General features: G+C 66.9%; 18 protein-coding genes. 4 read left to right on the forward strand and 14 right to left on the reverse strand.

The genetic code is table 11. From position 1 onward, the window contains the following. Window position 1: 1 nt before the first annotated feature. Both KA419_00055 and mscL read right to left on the reverse strand, forming a co-directional pair. Entirely contained in the window at window positions 2–964 is a 963-nt protein-coding gene (locus KA419_00055; protein MBP7864309.1) for an MBL fold metallo-hydrolase, read from the reverse strand. A gap of 123 nt (window positions 965–1087) precedes the next feature. Beyond that, the gene (gene mscL / locus KA419_00060; GenBank protein ID MBP7864310.1) at window positions 1088–1522 is read right to left on the reverse strand and encodes a large conductance mechanosensitive channel protein MscL; all 435 of its coding nucleotides are present in this window, start codon (window positions 1520–1522) and stop codon (window positions 1088–1090) included. Between the two features lie 448 nt (window positions 1523–1970). Here mscL and KA419_00065 point away from each other — a divergent pair, with 448 nt between their 5' ends. Continuing rightward, window positions 1971–3656: a peptidase gene (locus KA419_00065; protein ID MBP7864311.1), complete on the forward strand. Its 1686-nt coding sequence runs from the start codon at window positions 1971–1973 to the stop codon at window positions 3654–3656. Window positions 3657–3750: 94 nt separating this feature from the next. Beyond that, window positions 3751–5685, forward strand: a complete 1935-nt coding sequence (locus KA419_00070) for a glycosyltransferase family 39 protein (protein ID MBP7864312.1) — start codon at window positions 3751–3753, stop codon at window positions 5683–5685. 231 nt (window positions 5686–5916) lie between these two features. On the opposite strand, the gene KA419_00075 is transcribed toward KA419_00070, so the two are convergent. The 3 genes from KA419_00075 to KA419_00085 are packed head-to-tail and all read right to left on the reverse strand — an operon-like array spanning window position 5917 to window position 8927. Continuing rightward, entirely contained in the window at window positions 5917–7368 is a 1452-nt protein-coding gene (locus KA419_00075) for a glycosyltransferase family 39 protein (GenBank protein ID MBP7864313.1), read from the reverse strand. 10 nt (window positions 7369–7378) lie between these two features. After that, the gene (locus KA419_00080) at window positions 7379–8227 is read right to left on the reverse strand and encodes a DUF72 domain-containing protein (GenBank protein MBP7864314.1); all 849 of its coding nucleotides are present in this window, start codon (window positions 8225–8227) and stop codon (window positions 7379–7381) included. Beyond that, entirely contained in the window at window positions 8208–8927 is a 720-nt protein-coding gene (locus tag KA419_00085) for a hypothetical protein (GenBank protein ID MBP7864315.1), read from the reverse strand. Before KA419_00085 ends, KA419_00080 begins: the two co-directional genes overlap by 20 nt. 308 nt (window positions 8928–9235) lie before the next feature. Between KA419_00085 and dnaK the strand changes: the two genes are divergently transcribed. Next, window positions 9236–11173: a molecular chaperone DnaK gene (gene dnaK / locus KA419_00090; GenBank protein ID MBP7864316.1), complete on the forward strand. Its 1938-nt coding sequence runs from the start codon at window positions 9236–9238 to the stop codon at window positions 11171–11173. 236 nt (window positions 11174–11409) lie between these two features. Here dnaK and KA419_00095 read toward each other — a convergent pair whose 3' ends face one another. From KA419_00095 to KA419_00120, 6 genes are all read right to left on the reverse strand, one after another. Then, window positions 11410–11826: a PIN domain-containing protein gene (locus KA419_00095; protein MBP7864317.1), complete on the reverse strand. Its 417-nt coding sequence runs from the start codon at window positions 11824–11826 to the stop codon at window positions 11410–11412. Next, entirely contained in the window at window positions 11823–12068 is a 246-nt protein-coding gene (locus KA419_00100) for a hypothetical protein (GenBank protein MBP7864318.1), read from the reverse strand. Before KA419_00100 ends, KA419_00095 begins: the two co-directional genes overlap by 4 nt. Before the next feature lie 263 nt (window positions 12069–12331). After that, window positions 12332–12505 carry a hypothetical protein gene (locus KA419_00105; protein ID MBP7864319.1) on the reverse strand — a complete coding sequence of 58 codons (174 nt, stop codon included), beginning with the start codon at window positions 12503–12505 and terminating at the stop codon, window positions 12332–12334. A gap of 141 nt (window positions 12506–12646) precedes the next feature. Continuing rightward, entirely contained in the window at window positions 12647–13996 is a 1350-nt protein-coding gene (locus tag KA419_00110; GenBank protein MBP7864320.1) for an amidohydrolase, read from the reverse strand. A gap of 62 nt (window positions 13997–14058) precedes the next feature. After that, complete coding sequence (locus tag KA419_00115) at window positions 14059–14391, reverse strand: DUF469 family protein (GenBank protein ID MBP7864321.1); 333 nt, start codon at window positions 14389–14391, stop codon at window positions 14059–14061. A gap of 3 nt (window positions 14392–14394) precedes the next feature. Continuing rightward, the gene (locus KA419_00120; protein MBP7864322.1) at window positions 14395–14625 is read right to left on the reverse strand and encodes a hypothetical protein; all 231 of its coding nucleotides are present in this window, start codon (window positions 14623–14625) and stop codon (window positions 14395–14397) included. Window positions 14626–15264: 639 nt separating this feature from the next. Here KA419_00120 and KA419_00125 point away from each other — a divergent pair. Further along, the gene (locus KA419_00125; protein MBP7864323.1) at window positions 15265–16386 is read left to right on the forward strand and encodes an ATP-binding protein; all 1122 of its coding nucleotides are present in this window, start codon (window positions 15265–15267) and stop codon (window positions 16384–16386) included. Between the two features lie 66 nt (window positions 16387–16452). On the opposite strand, the gene KA419_00130 is transcribed toward KA419_00125, so the two are convergent. From KA419_00130 to KA419_00140, 3 genes are all read right to left on the reverse strand, one after another. Continuing rightward, window positions 16453–17655: a hypothetical protein gene (locus tag KA419_00130; GenBank protein MBP7864324.1), complete on the reverse strand. Its 1203-nt coding sequence runs from the start codon at window positions 17653–17655 to the stop codon at window positions 16453–16455. A 173-nt stretch (window positions 17656–17828) separates the two neighbouring features. Next, a complete protein-coding gene (locus tag KA419_00135) occupies window positions 17829–18260 on the reverse strand; it encodes a type II toxin-antitoxin system VapC family toxin (protein MBP7864325.1) in 432 nt (143 codons plus the stop codon). Continuing rightward, window positions 18257–18544, reverse strand: coding sequence for a type II toxin-antitoxin system prevent-host-death family antitoxin (locus tag KA419_00140; protein MBP7864326.1), 288 nt, complete (start codon window positions 18542–18544; stop codon window positions 18257–18259). Before KA419_00140 ends, KA419_00135 begins: the two co-directional genes overlap by 4 nt. Between the last annotated feature and the right edge of the window lie 636 nt (window positions 18545–19180).

Consider the following 19180-nt stretch of genomic DNA (forward strand, 5'->3'; position numbering starts at 1 on the left):
TTCAGACCCTCACCTTCAACCCGTCGTACGCCATGACCACCTTCGGCGGCTTCCCCTCGGCGTGGAGTTCCGCGTAACGGCGGGTCTGTTTCAGGAAACGGTCGAGGAGGTAGTCGTTGCAGGTGTGTTCGCTGTGGTAGAGGCAGAGGCGGGGTATCTCCGCCTTCACCGCCAGTTCCACCGCCGTGATGTTATTGGAGTGGCCCCAGTTCTCCCGGACCGTGAAGGCGTCCTTGAGGGAGTACTGGGCGTCCATGATGATCAGGTCGGCGCCCCGGCAGAAATCGACGAAGGGGTAGTAGTCGGCGTCGAGGTTGTCCTTGTGCTCGGCGTCGGTGGTGTAGACGACGCTGCGCCCGCCCAGTTCGAAACGGTACCCGTAGGAGTCGCCCGGGTGGTTCTGCCGGATGAGCCGGACCGTCACCCCCCCGATGACGTGGGCCCGTTCGGTCTGCAGGGTGTTGAAGCTCAGGTCGGCCTCCATGGCTTCGAGGGAGACCGGGAAAAAGGGCGGCGACATCTGCCGGGCGAAAGGGGTGCGCATATCCGCGTGGCCACCGTAGACGAGAACCCGGTTGCCGGGGATGTAGGCGGGGGTGAAGAAGGGGAAGCCCTGGATGTGGTCCCAGTGGAAGTGGGAGACGAAGAGGTGGAAGGTGGCGGGGAAAGAGGCCTTTCCCCGGTGGACGAGGTCCATGACGTGCTGGCCGAAGTCCCGCAGGCCGCTTCCGGCGTCGCAGAGGATGTAGGCGTCCCCGCCCGTGACCTCCACGCAGGAGGTGTTGCAGCCGTAGGCGCCGCGCACCGCGAAGGGGAGCGCCCGGAACATCCGGTTGAGGCGGCAGGGTGTGCTGGCCCGCGCCCGCGCCGCGGCCTTCATGGCCTTGCGGATCTTGGAATGGACCGCGGCCGAGGTCAGCGACGCCGGGAGCGAGCCTCGCGTTCCCCAGAAACAGACGTGCATGGCCGGCCCTCCTCGTGAATGTCGCTCGACGGAACCCTTCCCCGAGTATACGTTAGCCGGGCACAAAATACCACACTCAAAGTCGCCGCCCCCCCAAGAAGGCGGGGGGCGGCGGGGTCAGGTTCAGGCGCCGATGTCGGCGGTGCAATGCGGGCACTTCACGGCCTTGACGGGGATGGCGGTGGCGCAGAGGGGGCAGTCCCGGGTGTCGGGCGGGGCGGGGGGCGGTTCCCGGCGCATGCGGTTGATCTGCTTGATGACGATGAAGATGGCGAAGGCGATGAGGATGAAGTCCAGGATCGTGTTGAGGAACGCCCCGTAACCGATCACCGGCGCCCCCGCGTCACGGGCCGCCTTCAGCGTCTGGTAGTGAACCTCGGAGAGGTTGATGAACAGGTTGTTGAAGTCGATCTTGCCCAGGAGCAGTCCCAGGGGGGGCATCAGGACCTCGTTGACGAACGAGGTCACGATCTTGCCGAACGCGGCGCCGATGATGACACCGACGGCCAGGTCGACGACGCTCCCTTTCATGGCGAACTCGCGGAATTCCTTCATCATGCCCATGGTAACCTCCAGCGGGATTTGGGTCGATCAAACGGAAACCCGGAGCCGGTAGTCAGGAGCCGGGAGTCGGAAGGCCCGCCGGTGACGTGGAGGGGCCCCGGCTTTCCGTGCGACCGGTAGGTTTGACCCCCACGCCCCGCAGCCGGGGGTCGAAGGTGCCGGGCGTGCATCCCGATGCTGAAATCCAACAAGGACAAAACGTTCTGAACTCCTCCTCCTGGCTCCCCGCTCCGGACTTCTGAACGATTATACCCCGACTTTTTTCCGCCACGGCAAGAAAACGTGGACATCCACCCAGGCGGGCGATACAATCCCCCTCTCGCGCGGGAGGCCGGGAGAGCCCGGTGTCACGCCCGGGCGGGGCGCCGGGGCATGACGTCCCGACGACGGGATCGGGGGAACGCGCCGTCCTCCGTCTCCCAGCGCTACCGGAGGAGACCCGATGAAAAGAGCCCTGTTGCCTGCCTGCCTGATCACCCTCGCCGTCCCCGCCCTCCTGGCCGGAGACCGGGCGGAGGGAACCCCCAAACCCGTCAAGGGGACCACCATGAACGAGACGACCTACGACATCCGCCCGACCCTGGCCGCCTTCGCCCCCGTCGAACTCCGCGTGGACACCTCCTTCCTGAGCGAGGCGGAGAAAAAGGTCCTCCGGAAGCTCTCGGAAGCCGCCGGCCTGATGGACGAGATCTTCCTGCGGCAGGTGTACCGCCGCAATGTCGAGATCCGCGAGGAACTCGCCCGTCGCCGTGACGCGCGGGGGAAGGCGCTGCTCGACTTCTTCCTGCTGAACTTCGGGCCCTGGGACACCCTCCGGCACGACGCCCCCTTCGTCGGGACGGCGGGGCGGCCCAAGGGCGCCGGTTTCTACCCCGAGGACATGACCCGGGAGGAATTCGAGGGCTGGGTCAAGGACCACTCCGCCGACGAAAAGGCGTTCAAGAGCAACTTCACGGTGATCCGGCGGCAGGCGGGGCGGCTGACGGCCGTCCCCTACTCCCGGGAGTACCGCGAGTTCCTGGGGCCCGCGGCGAAGTTGCTCCGCGAAGCCGCCGAACTCGCCGAGAGCCCCACGTTGAAGCGTTACCTGCAACTGCGCGCCCGGGACTTCCTCACCGACGACTACTTCGAGAGCGACACCGCCTGGATGGACGTGACGGGCACCCCCATCGAGGTGGTCATCGGCCCGTACGAGGTCTACACCGACGCCCTGTTCGGTCTCAAGGCTGCCTTCGAGGCCTTCGTCTGCGTCCGCAACCCCGGGGAAAGCGCCAAGCTGGAGAAGTACAAGCGTTACCTCACCGACCTGGAGCGCAACCTGCCCCTGGCCCCCGAGCACCAGAACTTCAGCCGCGGCAAGGAGTCGCCCCTGCTGGTGGTGGACGAGGTCCGCGTGGGCGGGGACGCCCGGCCGGGTGTCCAGACCGCCGCCTTCAACCTCCCCAACGACGAGCGGGTCCGGGAGGCGAAGGGGAGCAAGAAAGTCATGCTCCGCAACGTCATGCAGGCCAAGTTCGACCAGTGCCTGGTCCCCATCTCCGAGCGCGTCCTGGCGCCCGCCGACCGGCCCCGGGTCAACTTCGGGTCCTACTTCGACGAGATCCTCCTCCACGAGATCTGCCACGGGCTGGGACCCGGCAGGATCACGGTGGACGGCCGGTCCACGACGGTCGGCGCCGAACTGAAGGACCTCTATGCCGCCGTCGAGGAGTGCAAGGCCGACATCACCGGCATCTGGAGCCTCCTGTACCTCATGGACCACGACGTCATCCCCCGGCGGGAGACCGACCTGGCCGTCACCTACCTGGCCGGCCTGTTCCGTTCGGTCCGTTTCGGGGTCGGGGAGGCGCATGGCCTGGGGGTGATGATGCAGTACAACTTCCTGAAACAGGCGGGCGTGATCCGCTACGACCCGGCGAGCCGGCACTACGCCGTCGACCCGGCCCGCTTCCGCGAGGGGGTCCGCGCGCTGGCCGCCGCGGTGCTCACCGTGGAGGCGAAGGGCGACTACGCGGGCGCGCGGAAGCTGATCGAAACCTACGGGACGATGCCGGACGAAGTGAAGGCCACCCTGGAGGGCCTGAAGGACATCCCCACCGACATCCGGCCCACGTTCCCGACGTTCTGACCACGGGCGCGTCCCGCGTGAGGCCTGGCGGCGCTGCGCCTCCGCATGAGACCGAGGAAGGCCGCTCCCGCTGGATTCCCGAGGGAGGCGAACCTTGCAGCCGGATGCCCCGATCGAAACCTTCCCGTCCGGGGGAAAGACCGACAAGGCCGGTGAACCCGCCGCGGGATGCGCCGGCAATTCCGCCGGTTCCGCCCGCCGCCGGGAGTGGCTCGCCGTCTGGTGCCTCTGGGCGATCTTTCTCCTCCGGGCCCTGACCTACGTCAGCATCACCCCCCTCTGGGAAGGGTTCGACGAGCCCTTTCACTTCGCCTACATCCAGCACATCGTGGAGCAGGGGCGCCTCCCCGTGCAGAAGCAGGACACCGTCTCACGGGAGATCCACCACAGCCTTCGGCACCTGCCCCTGCCGCGTGAACCGGGGGGATTCAGGGTCGGGAAAGTCCACGACGACTGGTGGCGGATGCCCGAGGCCGAGCGGCGGGAGGCGGTCCGGAGGGCGATGGCGTCGCCGCCGTCCTGGAGCGGGGTCGCCTCGGACACCGGGTCAAACCCGCTCTACATCTACCAGGCCCAGCACGGGCCGCTCTACTACGCCCTCGCGGCGATCCCCTACCTGGTTTTCCGAAACGGCGACCTGGCGGAGCGGGTGTTCGCGGTGCGGCTATTCTCCATTCTCCTCGCCTCGGTGGTGGTCCTGGCCGGTTACGCCATCTTCCGGAGGGTCTTCGGGGACCCGTCGCTGGCCCGGGTGCTGACGGCGGTCGTCGCCTTCATGCCCGGCCTGATGACCGACACCTGCCGGGTGGGGAACGACTCCCTGTCGGTGGCGATCCTCTCCCTCGCCATCGCCCTGGTCGTCCGCGAGTCCCCCTGGACCTGGCGGAGGACGGTGCTGCTCGGCCTGCTGGCGGCGGCGGGCCTGCTGACCAAGCTGTATTTCATGGCCGTGCTCCCCGCCTTCGTCGTCGTCCTGGGGGCAAGGTTCCTCCGCCGGCCCCGGAACGTGGGGGCCTTCCTCGCGCACACCGCGGTGTTCCTCGCCCTCGCGGTTTCCGTCAGCGCCTGGTGGTATGCGCGGAACCACCGCCTCTACGGCGCCGTGACCGGGCTGCAACTGGTGGTGGGGGACCAGCGCGTCACCCCCGTGGACGTCCTGTGCCACATCCCCGGCCTGGACTGGCCGGACACCGTCAAGACCACCCTTTTCTCGCACATCTGGTTCGGCAACTGGAGTTTCCTGGTGCTGCGCCTGTGGATCTACCAGCTCTTCGCCCTGCTCTACCTGGCTGCCGCCGTGGGGGCCGTGATTCGCCTCTGCGTGCGATACGGGCCCGTGCGGAGACTCCTGGAGCGAGGGGGACGCTCCCTCGCGCGCCGGCTCGCCCCGGGGGCGGCGGACGCTTCCCGCGGCGGCCTTCGGGCACGAATCGCGGCGGCGGCGGGGCGGAGGGCCCCCGGGCCCCCCCCGGCCGCAACCGGCGGGACGGATACGATCTTCCCCCCCCACTCCCTGACCCTGCTCAGCTTCTACTTCTGGTTCAACGCGGGGATCCTTTACCTGGCGTCCCTCCTCGACCTGCTCTACGGGGCGTCGGGGGTCCCCGGCTGGTACGTCTACACCGCCGTGATCCCCGAAACCGCCTGGCTCTTCCTGGGGCTGTGGCTGTGGTATCCCCCTGCCTGGAAGCGCAGGGTGGCCGGGTTCCTCCTGGCCTGCTTCAGCCTCCTCGACGTTTACGGCCTGTTCTTCATCCTGGTGCCCTACTACACCGGGCTGACGTCCCACGATGCGACCGGGAAGATGGATGCCTTCAAACCGTTTGGCGTCCACGCCGGCGCGCTGCACGAGATCCCCTCCCGCCTGGCCACCGCCAAGCCGGCCTTCATGGGGGAGGGGTATTTCGTCGTTCTGGCCGTCTGCTTCTTCGCCCTGACGGCCGTGGCGCTCGTGCTGGCCTTTCGCTGGATGATCCGCCGGCCGCCCCGGGCCGCCGCGCCCGGATGGCGGGACCCGCGGGACGGGTGAGCGGGGCGGCCGCAGGCGGGTAAACCGGAAAAGGAAGCACGAAATACACCGAATACACGGAAACTGAACCACGAACCACGCCAACCACACGAACGAAGAATTCAGAACTCAGAATCCAGAATCCAGAAGGCAGAGGGGGAGACAGCCGTCAGGAGCTTGTCTTCGGGAGACAGGAGAAAGAAGACGGCGCCTGGCAACCTTCAGCCTAACAGTCTTCAGCCTGTCCGCCTCTCACGGCCTCGCGTAGACCCTCAGCGCGAGGCCCCGGAACGGAATGGGACGGCCCGACCAGCCGGCTTCCTCCAGCGCCTGCTCGATGCCGGCGGTTTCCCGGCGGTCCTCGAAGTCCAGGACCGCCACCCGGGACTTGGCGGCGGGCCGGGGGACGGAGCCGTCCCAATCCCGGCGGGCGCGGTCAAGCGCCGGTTGGTAGAATGCCAGGAGGTAACCGGCCCGGGGGGCGTAGAGCACATCCGTTGGTCCGAGCGTGCGGGAGAGGTACGCGGCGGCGCCCCGGAGATCGTCCCGGCGGTCGGGGTAGTGCAGGCCGACGACGACGAGCGAGACCGCCGCCAGAAGGCCGGCGAGGACGGTGACCCGCACGGCTCTCCACCGGGGGCCCCAGCGTCGGGCGGCTTCGAAGATGCCGTCGGCGGCCAGGAGGTAGAGGGCGGGGGTCACGAACAGCAGCTGCCGGGTGGCGAAGAAGTAGCTTCGAGCCCACAGGGCGGCCAGGATCAATGGCAGGGGGACGAGCACCCAGGCGAGGAGAAGACGCCGCACGCCCGACGTTCCCGGCCTTCCGAGGGAGACCACCCCCAGCGCGGCGAACCCGAAGATGAGGGCGGCGAGCGGGTAGCTGCCCGCCCCGAGCCCCTTGACCACCTCCTCCACGAGGTCCGGGGAGAGGGCCGGCGGGCTGCCGCCCCGGGCGAAGGCGTACCCGTAAACCAGCCAGGGGAGGTAGGCGACGGCGGAGAGGGCGCCGGCCCCCGCCACGGCCGCGGGGCGGCCCCACCCCGGCCGTCCGTCGCCCCGGTGCGAGGTCCCGGGGCCGGGGAGGGTCGCCACGAACTGGGCGGCGAGGACGAACATCATGTAGGGGTGGGTGTAGACGCCCAGGACCGCCGTCCCGGCGAACGCCAGCCACCGGGGCGCGGTGGGGTGCCGGTCCCAGCGCTCCAGGGCCAGGAAGGAAAGAAGCACCGCCGCGGTGAAGAGCGCGTAGAACCGGCCCTCCTGGGAGTAGTGCTGGTGCAGCGGGTAGACCGCGAAGAGGAGGGCGGCCAGGCGGCCGGCCCGGGGGCCGAGGAGCCGCCGCCCCAGGGCGTCCAGCAGCAGGACCCCGGCGATCCCGAAAAGGGCGGCGTGGAGGCGGGCCGCCCACTCCAGGGGGAGCGGCAGGTTCCGGAGGGTGAAGTGCTGGACCAGGTAGTCGAGGGGGGCGGAACCGCAGTCGATGCGGGCCGCCTCGAGGACCCCGGCCAGGGTGTCCGGGATGGCGTGAAGGGCCTGGATGATCTCGTCCACCCAGAGTTGCTTGTGCCCGAGACCGATGAGCCGGGCCGCGGAGGCCACCCCCAGCAGGATCGCCCAGCCCCGGGGGCCCGCCCACCCGGGCACGGCAGGGCTGGCGGCAGCCGGGTCGCCGGTGGCAAAGGTCTTCCCGTCGGGGCCTTGCATGCGGGCGGCCTCAGGGAACCGTCGGGAAGAGGGTGCCGGGAGCGGCGCCCCCCAGCTCGAGGCGCTCGGACAGTTCCCCGGCGTTGACGATGGCCTTTCCCCGGTAGTGGTTGTTGGTGACGACGTACACTTCCTCCGCCCCCGCCGCCATCTCCCGGGCGACGGCGGCGAAGCGGGCGATGTCGTCGGGCCCGTAGAGCCAGTCGAAGCGCTCGTCCCGCCCGGCCCCGGGGTCCAGCCAGGCGTCGCGGTTGCGCCCGTGGAGCCTCAGGTAGGCCCTGGGGGCGGTGACCCGGGCCCCCAGCGGGACGTGGTCGATGGTGTCGGGCTGGTCGATGTTGCAAAAGGCCACGTTCCGGCTTCGTAGGTAGTCGTGAAACGCCGGGATGTCCCACCCCCGGTGGCGGACCTCCACGGCGGCCGGGTACCCCTCGAAAGCGTCCAGGGCCCGTTTCAGGCGGACCTTCTCCTTCTTTTCGCAGCGGAAGGAGGCGGGGAACTGGAGGAGCACCGCCCCGAGGACGCCGCCGTCCCGGAGGGTGTCGAGAATGTCCCGAAACGGCTGCACGACGTGCGCGTCCAGTTGGCCCTCGTGGGTCAGGGCCCCGGGGGCCTTCACGGTGAAGCGGAACGGGGCGCCCGTCGCCGCCGCCGTCCGGGCCCAGCGCTCGGCGTGGGCCCGGGGCGGGACCCGGTAGAAGGTGGCGTCGATCTCGACGAGGTTGAACCGCCGGAGGATGAACTCCAGCCGCTTCCCCGACCGGGTCACCCCGGGCGGGTAGACCGTCCCCTCCCAGTCGGCGTAGCACCAGCCGGCCGGCCCGACGAAAAAGCGGCCGTCAGTTGTTTTTCCGGGCACGTTTTCTGAGGAACCGGTGGACTTCGTCCGGGATGTCGCCGCCCTTGGACCAGAAACGGACCGTGGTCACCTTTCCCGGCGCCGAGTGGCCGTACTTGTAGAAGGTCAGGGTGAACTCGTCGGGATCGACCCGGTCGTACGCCCTCAGGTCGCTCCAGGTGTGAATGAAGGCCCGGTTGGAGCAGTCCACCGCGCCGGTTTCGAAGATGATCTTGTCCTCGCGAAGCACCAGGTAGCCGTTGCAGTTGTTGCCGTTGAGGTCGAGTTCGACGCCCAGCCGGTAAGGCAGTTCGATGTGCCCCTCGTCGTCGGTGTCCTGCATGGGGGCTTCCACGCGGTCGCCCGCGTGTTCCCGGATGTACTTCAGGGCCTTCCGGTTGTCTTCGTCGTCCGCGGCGAACTTCAGGACGTACTTCTGCCCCTTGCCGTGCTGCTGGTCGGAAAAGTACAGGTGGAACTCGTAGGCGCTGCGCACGTCCACCCGGTCGATGGCGCCGTACTCGATGATCCGGTCGCAGCCCGGGGAGGTCCGGGATTCGAAGAGGACCTTGTCGTCGCGGACGACCAGGTAGCCCCGACACTCGCCGCTGCGGTGGTTGTGCTCCACCTCGATCCGGTAGAGGGTTTCCGCCTGTGACCACGTCCCGACGGCCAGCAGGGTGGCCGCCAGCAACAGGATCCGTCGCGCGTTGACGTCCATGTTTGCCTCCTGGGGAATGCGCCGGCCGGGGGGAAAGGGGTGCGGCCGGCGTGGGAACACTCTACCACAACCCCCCCCGTTGACTCAATGGGTTTGCTTTTGAAGCTCCCGGTGCAATTTTCTCCAGATGGGACTTTTTGTATCCCGCCGCCACCCCCCGGCCGGCCGTCTGAAAAGCGCGGAGGTTGCGGAGGATCGCGGGGAGGGAGCCGTGTTCTCTTTGCGCGTGCCCTGTTGCGGTCGTCCAGTGCTTTGGCAATTGTTTTGCTAAATAATCATGTTCGAGTTTTCAAACGAGGAGAACGACCATGGGAAAAATAATCGGGATCGACCTGGGAACCACCAACTCCGTGGTGGCCGTCATGGAAGCGGGGAACCCGATGGTCATCATCAACGCGGAAGGCTCGCGGCTGACGCCCTCGGTGGTGGGCTTCACCAAGGAAGGGGAGCGCCACGTGGGGCAGATCGCGAAGCGGCAGGCCATCACCAACCCCGTGAACACCATTTTCTCCATCAAGCGCTTCATGGGGAGGAAGTACGCGGAGGTCGGCCAGGAGATCAAGCTGGTGCCCTGCAAAGTCCTGCCGGGCCCCAACGGTGACGCCCGCGTCGACATCGATGGGAAGCTCTACTCGCCGCCGGAGATCTCGGCCATGATACTGCAGAAGCTGAAACAGGCCGCCGAGGACTACCTGGGCGAGAAGGTCACCGACGCCGTCATCACCGTCCCCGCCTACTTCAACGACTCCCAGCGCCAGGCCACCAAGGAGGCCGGGCAGATCGCGGGGCTCAACGTCCAGCGCATCATCAACGAGCCGACGGCCGCCGCCCTGGCCTACGGCCTGGACAAGAAGAAAGACCAGCTCATCGCCGTCTTCGACTTCGGCGGCGGCACCTTCGACATCAGCATCCTGGAAGTGGGCGAGGGCGTGGTGGAAGTGAAGGCCACCAACGGGGACACCCACCTGGGCGGCGACAATATCGACCAGCGCATCATGGAGTGGCTCATCGACGAGTTCAAGCGCGAACAGGGGATCGACCTCTCCGCGGACAAGATGGCCCTCCAGCGCCTTCGGGAAGCGGCGGAGAAGGCCAAGATCGACCTCTCCACCACCCTGGACACCGAGATCAACCTCCCCTTCATCACGGCGGATGCCTCCGGCCCCAAGCACATGAACGTCAAGCTGACCCGCGCCCGCCTGGAACAGATGATCATGGACATCCTCAAGCGCACCATGGAGCCCTGCAAGCAGGCCCTGTCCGACGCGGGCAAGCGGCCTTCCGACATCGACGAGGTGGTGCTGGTGGGCGGTTCCATCCGCATCCCGAAAGTGCAGCAGATGGTCCAGGAGTTCTTCGGCAAGGAGCCGTGCAAGAGCGTCAACCCCGACGAGGTGGTGGCGGTGGGCGCGGCCATCCAGGGCGGCGTCCTGGGCGGCGAAGTCAAGGACGTGCTCCTGCTGGACGTCACCCCCCTCTCCCTGGGGATCGAGACCCTGGGCGGCGTGTTCACCCGGCTGATCGAGCGCAACACCACCATCCCCACCCGGAAGTCCGAGCTGTTCACCACGGCGGCCGACGGCCAGGACCAGGTGGAAGTTCACGTCCTGCAGGGCGAGCGCGCCATGGCGGGCGACAACAAGAGCCTGGGCAAGTTCCAGTTGGTGGGGATCCCGCCGGCGCCCCGGGGCATCCCCCAGATCGAGGTCACCTTCGACATCGACGCCAACGGGATCATGAACGTGTCCGCGAAGGACAAGGCCACGGGCAAGGAGCAGAAGATCACCATCGCGTCCTCCAGCGGCCTGGCCAAGGACGAGATCGAGCGGATGGTGCGCGAGGCCCAGAGCCACGAGAGCGAGGACAAGCAGAAACGGGAACTCATCGAACTGCGCAACGGCGTGGACAGCCTCAGCTGCAGCCTCGAACGCCTGATCCGCGAGCATCGAGACAAGATCCCCGCCCACCAGGTGACGGAGGCCGAGGCCCTGATCAAGGAGACCCGGGAGAAGCTGGGTTCCCTCGACAAGGCGGTCCTCGAGAAGCTGCGGGACCGGATCGGCACCCTGACCCAGACCATCGCCACCCAGATGTACCAGCAGGGTGCGCAGGCGGGCCCCGGTGCGGGTGCGGCGGGCGGCCCCGGCGCCGGCGGGCCTTCCGCGGGCGGGCCCTCCGAGGGCGGGGGCAAGACCAACGGCGGCGGCGACAACGTGGTGGACGCCGAGTACTCGGAGGTCAACTGAGGGGTGAACTGACCGGCCCGGGCGGCCGACGATCGCTCAAGCCCCCCGGGGAGGCCCGGGGGATATCATAAAAGGGGGCGGCCCATCGGCCGCCCCCAAGTTCATTTCCAGAGGTTCCTTTCCCGGCTTATCCGGTGTGGTCTTACCCTCCTTCAAGGAAAGATTTATGATAATCTTTCCCTCATCCAGGGAAAGAACATCATCAGTCGGGGAATATGGGCAGGATTTTTCCCCGATCAGGCTGAGTTCAGAGTGAGATCTTCGGGGGTGACGACGGGGAGGCGGGCGCCGCGGTAGCCCTTCACGTTCCGGGTGACGATCCGCTCCGCGCCGCCCGCCAGGGCCGTCTCGTGCTGGATGGCGTCCTCGAAATCGGCGAAGTCTCCCTCGAGGGCCTTCCGGATCACCCCCTCGTCCACCGGGAGGATGGAAACCAGCCTCAGGAGCTTGCGGAGGACCTCCAGCGCACCGGGGGCGGAGAGTTCCTTCCGCAGGATGTAGAACAGGTGGGAGAAGCAGAGCGCGGAAACGGACAGATGAAGCAGACCCCGTTCCGCCTGGGAAAACAGCCGGGCGGCGGCTGGGTAGAAAGGCTCCCGGCGGGCCAGGAGGTCCAGCACCACGTCGGTATCGACGAATAAGTGGGGAGTCATCGGTATTTCCGCACGAGATGGTCGGAGTAGTCTCGTTCGCCCGCGTCGGCGGATTCCCGGGAGATTACGCCTGACAACTCGGCAACGATCGGGGTGGTTCCCGCCGAGGGTGAATCCGCCGACACCGAGACCCTCAGGAAGTCCTCGATCACTCGCGAGAGGCTCTTTTTCCTTCTCCTCGCGTATTCCTTGGCCTTGGCTATTACGGTGTCATCAAGGCTGAGCGTGAGCTTGGTCAACATGCTTGCCTCCAATACGTATAATATCTCACGGGAATACGTATGACAAGCCCGAAAATCTCCTTCAACCCAACCGGGATCAATCAGAAAAAGAATCACGAAAATGCACGGCGGTACGCGCGGGGGCGTTTCAGCCCGGGGCAAGCGGATCGACGCCCCGGGAATTCCGTTCCCGTCCGCGGAATTCCCCCGCCCCGAAGGCGGCGGGGCCAACGGATGCCCCGCATCATGCCGTGTTGGAAGGTGTCGTCACGTCTACGAATTCTTCAGTCGTCGTAGAGGTTCTCCTCCATGGCCACCCAGGTGGGGAGGTCCATGCCCAGGTCGTTGCCGCCCCCGCCGCCGCCCGGGGGGGGCGGCGGCCCGCCCGATCCCCGGCAGAAGGCCCAGGCCAGGAAGAGGGCGATCACCACGACCAGGATGATCAGGAAGGTTGTCACGGCATCTCCTCCGGGGATCTTCCGCTGCTGATGAGAAAGTCCCCCGATCCGGGGGCGGCGCCATAGGGAAGGTCGCCTTGGACACGCCGGCCGGGGAGCGTGTTTCGCCGGCGCCTCCGGGCGCATGCAGCGGTCGGCGGATCAAAATCCGCTTTTTCCCGATCCGTGTCCATCCGCGTTCATCCGTGGTTTCCCCGCCCCCGGTCCCAGGACCTCCAAAGCGGCGGCGGTCATGGCCGTCACCCCGGTGCGGATGGCGGAAGGGTCGGGCCTGAAACGGGGGGAGTGCAGGCCGGGCGGCGGCCCCGACGCCCCCGGGGGCGGGACGGTCGCCGTTGCGGTGCCGAGTCGGAACATGCAGATGGGGACCGGCGGCTCGGTTCTACCGTAGAAGGCGAAGTCTTCCCCGATCATCTCGGGTTTCTGGGGCCGGATGGCGTCCGGGCCGAAGGCGCCCAGGAACGCCTTCACCACGCGGCGCACCAGGGCGGGGTCGTTGTGGAGGGAGGGGAGGGTGTTGTCAAGGAAAATCACCCGGGGGAGCCGGTCGTCGGGGACCCCGCCCGCCAGCGCGATCCCCCTGCAGATCCTGCGGATGGACTCCATGGCCCGGGTGCGGGCCTCGGGGGCGTAGGTGCGCAGGGTCAGCCGGAGCAGCACCTCGTCGGGGATGATGTTGTGGGCGGTGCCGCCCTGGATGGAACCTACGGTGAGGACCACCGGTTCCACGGGGTCCCGCTCACGGCTGACGACGGTCTGGAACGCGAGGACCACCTGGGCGGCCAGGACAACGGGATCGACGGCGGTGTGCGGGGCGGCGCCGTGACCGCCCCGGCCGAAGAGGCGGACGTCCGCCGAGTCCACTCCGGCGAAGACGTAACCGCCCGCCACCGACACCGTCCCCACGGGGCTTTCCGGGCACACGTGCAGGGCCAGGGCGGCGTCCGGGCGGGGGAAGCGGGTGAAGAGACCGGCGCCCAGCATCGCCCGGGCCCCCCGGCCCACTTCCTCGGCGGGCTGGGCCACCAGGAGCAGCGTGCCCTTCCACCGGTCCCGAAGCCCCGACAGGGCCCGGGCGGTACCGACGAACACCGTCATGTGGAGGTCGTGGCCGCAGGCGTGGTTGACGCACACGTCCCGCCCGGCGTCGTCCCTGGCCTTGACGGCGCTGGCGAAGGGGAGCCCCGTCTCGTCGGGCACCGGGAGGGCGTCCATGTCGGTTCTCAGCATCAGGACGGGGCCTTCGCCGTTGCGCAGGACGCCCACGACGCCGTGCCCGCCCACGCCCCGGGTCACCGCGAAACCGGCCGTCTCCAGTTCGGAGGCCATCCGGGCGGCCGTCTTCACCTCCTGCCCGGACAGTTCGGGCGCAGCGTGGAGTTCCCGGTACAGATTCAGGAGGTAGGGGTAATCCGCCTCGGCCCGCCCCGCCAGGTCGGAGAGGCTCCCGGCCGACGGTACGGACGGTGCCGGAGGGGTCTCCGCCGGCAATAACCCGGTTGAAGCCAGCAGAAGTGCCGTGGCCAGGAAGGTGGTGACGCGGGTGCGACCGTCTAGGCCCACTTGCCGTACCAGGCGTCCACCAGGGGCCCGAGTTCACAGGCGGCGACCAGGGCGTTGGCCTGGGCCCACTGCTGCACCGCGTCGCGCTGGGCGTCGGTGATGGGTGTCCGGGCGGTGTCGGAGATCAGGAAGCAGGCCCACTGCTCGCCCATGCCGCCCTCCACGTAGAGGAGGTTGTTGGCTTCCACGGCCTCGTTGAGGAAAGCCACCAGGAAATCCTCGAACTCGGCCGGGGGGATTTCGTCCTTGAACTTCAGGCTCACCCGGAAGCCGAACTCCTGGAACTCGCCCACCCTCAACTTTTTGCGCAAGCGTTTCTTCATGGGTTATTGCTCCTTGGCAAAGAATTTTTCAAACAGAGTTTTCGCGCTCTCCAGGCCTTCCACTGTGAAGACCACCGATTGGGTCTTGTTCCGGGGGTTTTCGATGAAACCCTTCTCATGGAGGCGGTCCATGACGTGGAAGTCGAACCTCTTCCAGGCCCGGAACTCGTCGTGAAGCGTGAGGTAAAGCATAGCCAGCGCGCACTCGTCGACCTTGTCCTTGTCGTATTCCATGCCGTACCTCCAGCCGGTCTTCCGCCATGATAACACAGAATGACTGCGGGATTGAGATCGGACTCATCGGACGGATCGGACCGGTCCGACTGATCCGACCGAGGGCCCCGGTTCTTTGGCGCTCCTGGCGGACCTGCTGCCGCCCCGGGCCGGCTCGGTCCTTTCCGAGAACGCCCTGACGGAGGACCTCCTGGGTGAAGTTCCCTTCGAACCGTTCGAAGTAGCCGAGGAGGTTCCCGGCGGGGTCGCGGACCGGGGTGACGCAGACCCGCTCGTTGCGGGAGTTGATCTTGAGGAGGACCGCATCAGCCGCAGCTTCCGCTCCCGGCCGACGGCGGCGAGACGGGAGTCCAGGACACCTGCTCCCGTCCGTCGGGGCGTGGTCGGCCCACTCCAGGGCCCAGAGGAGGTCGCCGCGCGCGTCGCTCACGGGTTGGGGGGGGGAGAAGCATGGGTCCAGGTCGAATTTCGGTGCCCGGGCCACGCCCCGTCGGACCAACTCGGCGGACCACGTCGATGCCTGTATTTTGCATGTTCATACAAAACACTTGACAGTATTTTGTAGTGATATACAATTGACCCATGAACCTGAAGCCGCGATATCTCCTTTGTGATGTTTTGTCTGATCTATCGGACAAGATGGTTTTCGTTGGTGGGCCTCGGCAGGTCGGCAAGACGGTGTTCGCCCGAGACGTGGTCGGAGGCCGGTTCTCCTCCGTTGCCTTTTACAACTGGGACCGCCTCGCGGACCGCCGGAATGCCCTTCGGTGCGTCTGGCCGGGGGAGGCCCGGCTCATCGTCCTGGACGAGTACCACAAGTACCCGAAGTGGAAAAACTGGCTCAAGGGTGAGTTCGACACGGCGGGGCCTGAACGGCGGTTCCTCCTGACGGGGAGCGCCCGCCTGAACGTCTATCGAAAGGGTGGCGATTCCCTGCAGGGCCGGTACCACTACCATACCCTGTTCCCCTTTTCCGTGGCCGAACTCTCCGGGAAGCGGTTTTCCGGCATCCCGGGGCAACCGTTGACGATCGGGGGTGAATCGAGTGAACACGGGGAACTGGGAGAGTTGCTGAAGTTCGGCGGGTTTCCCGAACCCTTCCTCCGGGGAGAGGACCGTTTCTGGCGTCGGTGGAACCGGGAGCGGCTGGAGCGGTTCTTCCAGGAAGACATCCGGGACCTGACCCGGATCCGGGACCTCGGTTCCCTGGCCCTGCTGGCGGACCTGCTGCCGCCCCGGGCCGGCTCGGTCCTCTCGCTGAATTCGCTGGCGGAAGACCTCCAGGTCAACTTCCGGACCGTTTCGCATTGGGTGGAGGTTTTCGAAAACCTTTACCACTGCTTCCGGGTCTCGCCGTACCAGACACGGCAGGTGGCGGCGGTCCGGAAGGCGAAGAAGCTTTACCTGTGGGACTGGTCGGAGATTTCCGACCCCGGACACCGGCTGGAGAACCTGGTGGCGGTCCACCTATCGAAGTTCAGTACATGCCTGCAGGAGAGCGAAGGATACGATGTCCGGCTGCATTTCCTCCGTGACCAGACGGGACGGGAAGTGGATTTTCTGCTCACCGCCGACGGGAAGCCGTGGATCGCCGTTGAGGTGAAAGCGTCGGACGAGGCCCCGTCGCGCAACCTTCTTTACTTCAAGCAATGTCTGGCCATTCCCCACGCATTCCAGGTCTGCCCGAAAACCGGCCTCGACCTCGAGCAGCAGGGGGTCCGCCGCCTCTCCCTCGACCGCTTCCTGGCCGCGCTGGTGTGAAAGGGGACGCCCCCGGCGGGGCTTGGGACACTCTGCCTGTTGTTTCTGGAGAGCATGACGTCTCTCTCAGCGGGCCCCCCTGGCCGGAGGAGCGGGTTGTGACGCCTCCTGCATGTCCTCGAGGCGGAAGAGATCGAAGGAAAGGACGATCAGCTTATGGCGACAAGGGCCCGAATCCTCGGTAATTTCACCGAGGACGTAGCGCTTGCCGTCATCGATCCGCTTCGGCTCGTCGAACCACTCGAGACCGTACTGGCCCGAATCGCATTCCAGCCGGAGGTTCATGTTGTCGTTGCAGACGTCCAGGCGGACCATCCCGCTGGAGGTTCCGTTGTCCTGTTTCAACCAGAAACGGTAGACGCTGTGTGATCCCTCGGCCGGCATGAAGGTGATCCGGGCCCGCCGCGTCCTGTCCATCCACTCGTCCCTTCCTTGCTCCACTACCTGGTATTTCCGGAAGGGGATGACGTTGAAACTCCAATGGTAGCGGGTATCCTTCGGCATCGGGACTTCCCACTGGCGGACCTCGAGCAGCTCGACCAGGTCCTCGTGGGAAATGATCTTCCGTCGGGGCTTGTTCTTCTTCTCCACCTTCGCGTCGGCGGGTGCATCCTGCCCCCTTTCTGTTTTTCCCGTGGCGGGGTCCTCTTTCGCGTCGGGGCCCTGGGTGTCCACGGCGGCCTCCCCGAGGTAGTCGTAAGAAAGGACGAGCTTGACGAAATCCGGCCGGGCGGCGTCGAAGAAGGGGACGCTTTTCGCTGACAGGACCAGGGCCACGACGACCCGCTTTTCATCAAACCAGGCAACGCTCTCGACCGCGCCGTCGTTTCCGCCCACGAATTGCTTCACCAGGGCCGCTTTCCCCGATGTGAGCCGGATCGGCTCCTCGTCGCCGACCTTCAGCGCGGGGAAGGTTTTCCGGTAATTGCGGATGTCCTCCTCGACGATTTCCTTCAGGCCCTTGCCCTCTTTTTGCCAGACCTGGACGTACATCCGGATCTCCGTTTTCTCCCAGGATTCGCCTTTGGGATAGAAGACGGCATCCAGGCCCATCGTCCTGCCGGACTGGTTGTCCAGGACCCAGCCGTCGGGGGCGGTGATCCGGAAAAGGTAATTCTCCCCGAAGAGCAGGCCGGACCCTGGACCGGGTATTGCAGGGTCCGACGGTCGGGCAAGGCCCGGGAAGAAAACGGCCGCGAAGAGGACGGCGAGCCAGATCCGAAAGGAGAAGATCCCCGGACCGGATCGATGATGACGAAGGAACAACAAGGCACACCTCCGCATGTCAAGAGATGGGTTGGTTTCGGGCGGCATGACCCCGGGAAGAGGTGACGGTCTGCTGATCATTCCCGCCGGGTTTCCTTGTCCGGTGTGTCCTGGATGCAAGTCCCCTTTCGACCCCGACGGGAACCCCTCCGGACCTACAGCCCACAGCCTACAGCCTATAACCCACCGGGAAGCACCGTGAACCCTTCGCCCCGGGCCGCGGCGGCGAGGCGGGTGTCCAGGCACACCAGTTCCCGGTCGAAGGGGCGGTGGTCGGACCACACCAGCGCCGCTGCGAGTTGGAGGGCGTCCGCGGCCCGGAGGGGGTGACGCCGGAACAGCGTGCAGGCGGTTCGGCGAAGCGTGGTGGTCGGCAGGATCTCGAGTGCGGCGGAAAGGAGCCGGTCCGCGGAGGATTCCAGCCGGGAGCGGACGGTCTCGTCGAAGACGCCTTCCCGGTTCAGGCGGGAGAAGGCGGAGGCGATTTCCACCTGGCTGCCCCACCAGACCACCAACCCTGGATCGACCGACAGGATTTCCCGTGCCCGGGGGGAATCCGCCTGCTCGGTCAGCAGGGGGATGAGCGCGGAGGTGTCCCAGAATTTCATCGTTCGCCCCGCTCTTCCTCCAGGGCCCCGAGAAGGGCCCCGCGAGGGTCGGCCACGGGCTGGGGGGAAAGGAAGCACGGGTCCAGGGCGCTTTTCGGGGCTCTGGCCAGGCCCTGCCGGACCAGTTCGGAAGACCGGTCGTCCGGGTACCGTCCGGGCGCCATGGGGAGGATCCGGGCGACGGGGCGGCCCCGCTCCGTGATGACCAGTTCCTCGCCGGCCTTGACCCGGTCCAGTTGCTCGCTGAGCGTGGCTTTCAGGTGCGTGATCGTCGTGGTTGCCATGCCCTCTCCTCTCTGGCGCATCTCTGATGACTATTCTAGTCAGAAAGATTTGTGCTGTCAAGACTGATAACGGAGAGTGCGGGTGACCGGGAGGGCATCTCCTGATCCGGAGTCGGCGGCGCGCGGCCACTCCAGACACGCCGCCGGACGCGAAACCGATGCCGCATCGGCGATGCCGGCTGCGACGGCGATACCGATACCGATTCCAACCCCGACGGGACCCCCTCCGGACCTACAGCCTACAGCCCACAGCCTACAGCCTATAACCCACCGGGAAGCACCGTAAACCCCTCGCCCCGGGTGGCGGTGGCAAGGCGGGTGTTCAGGCACACCCTCTCTTCGTCACTCCGCCTCCAGCAGAAATTCCGCCGGGGTGATGACGGGGAGCCGGGTGCCGCGGTAATCCTTCACGTTTCGGGTTGTGTCGCATGCCCCGTCAGTGTCCTCTGCCGCGTCGGCTCGGCCTGTCCCTTTGGTCCCTTGGGCCCTTTGGGTCCCTTTGTCCCTTCGCGCCCCGGTTCAGCGCGGCGCCTTCATGCCTGCGAGAGGTTCGGCACCCTCCGCCTTGTGCCTGAGTTCGATCTTCCGGAAGAAGCGCCGGTTTCGCTGGGGCCGCGCCGCTCCGGCGGCCTGCGC

This window comes from Acidobacteriota bacterium (assembly GCA_018001935.1).
GTDB lineage: Bacteria > Acidobacteriota > JAAYUB01 > JAAYUB01 > JAAYUB01 > JAGNHB01.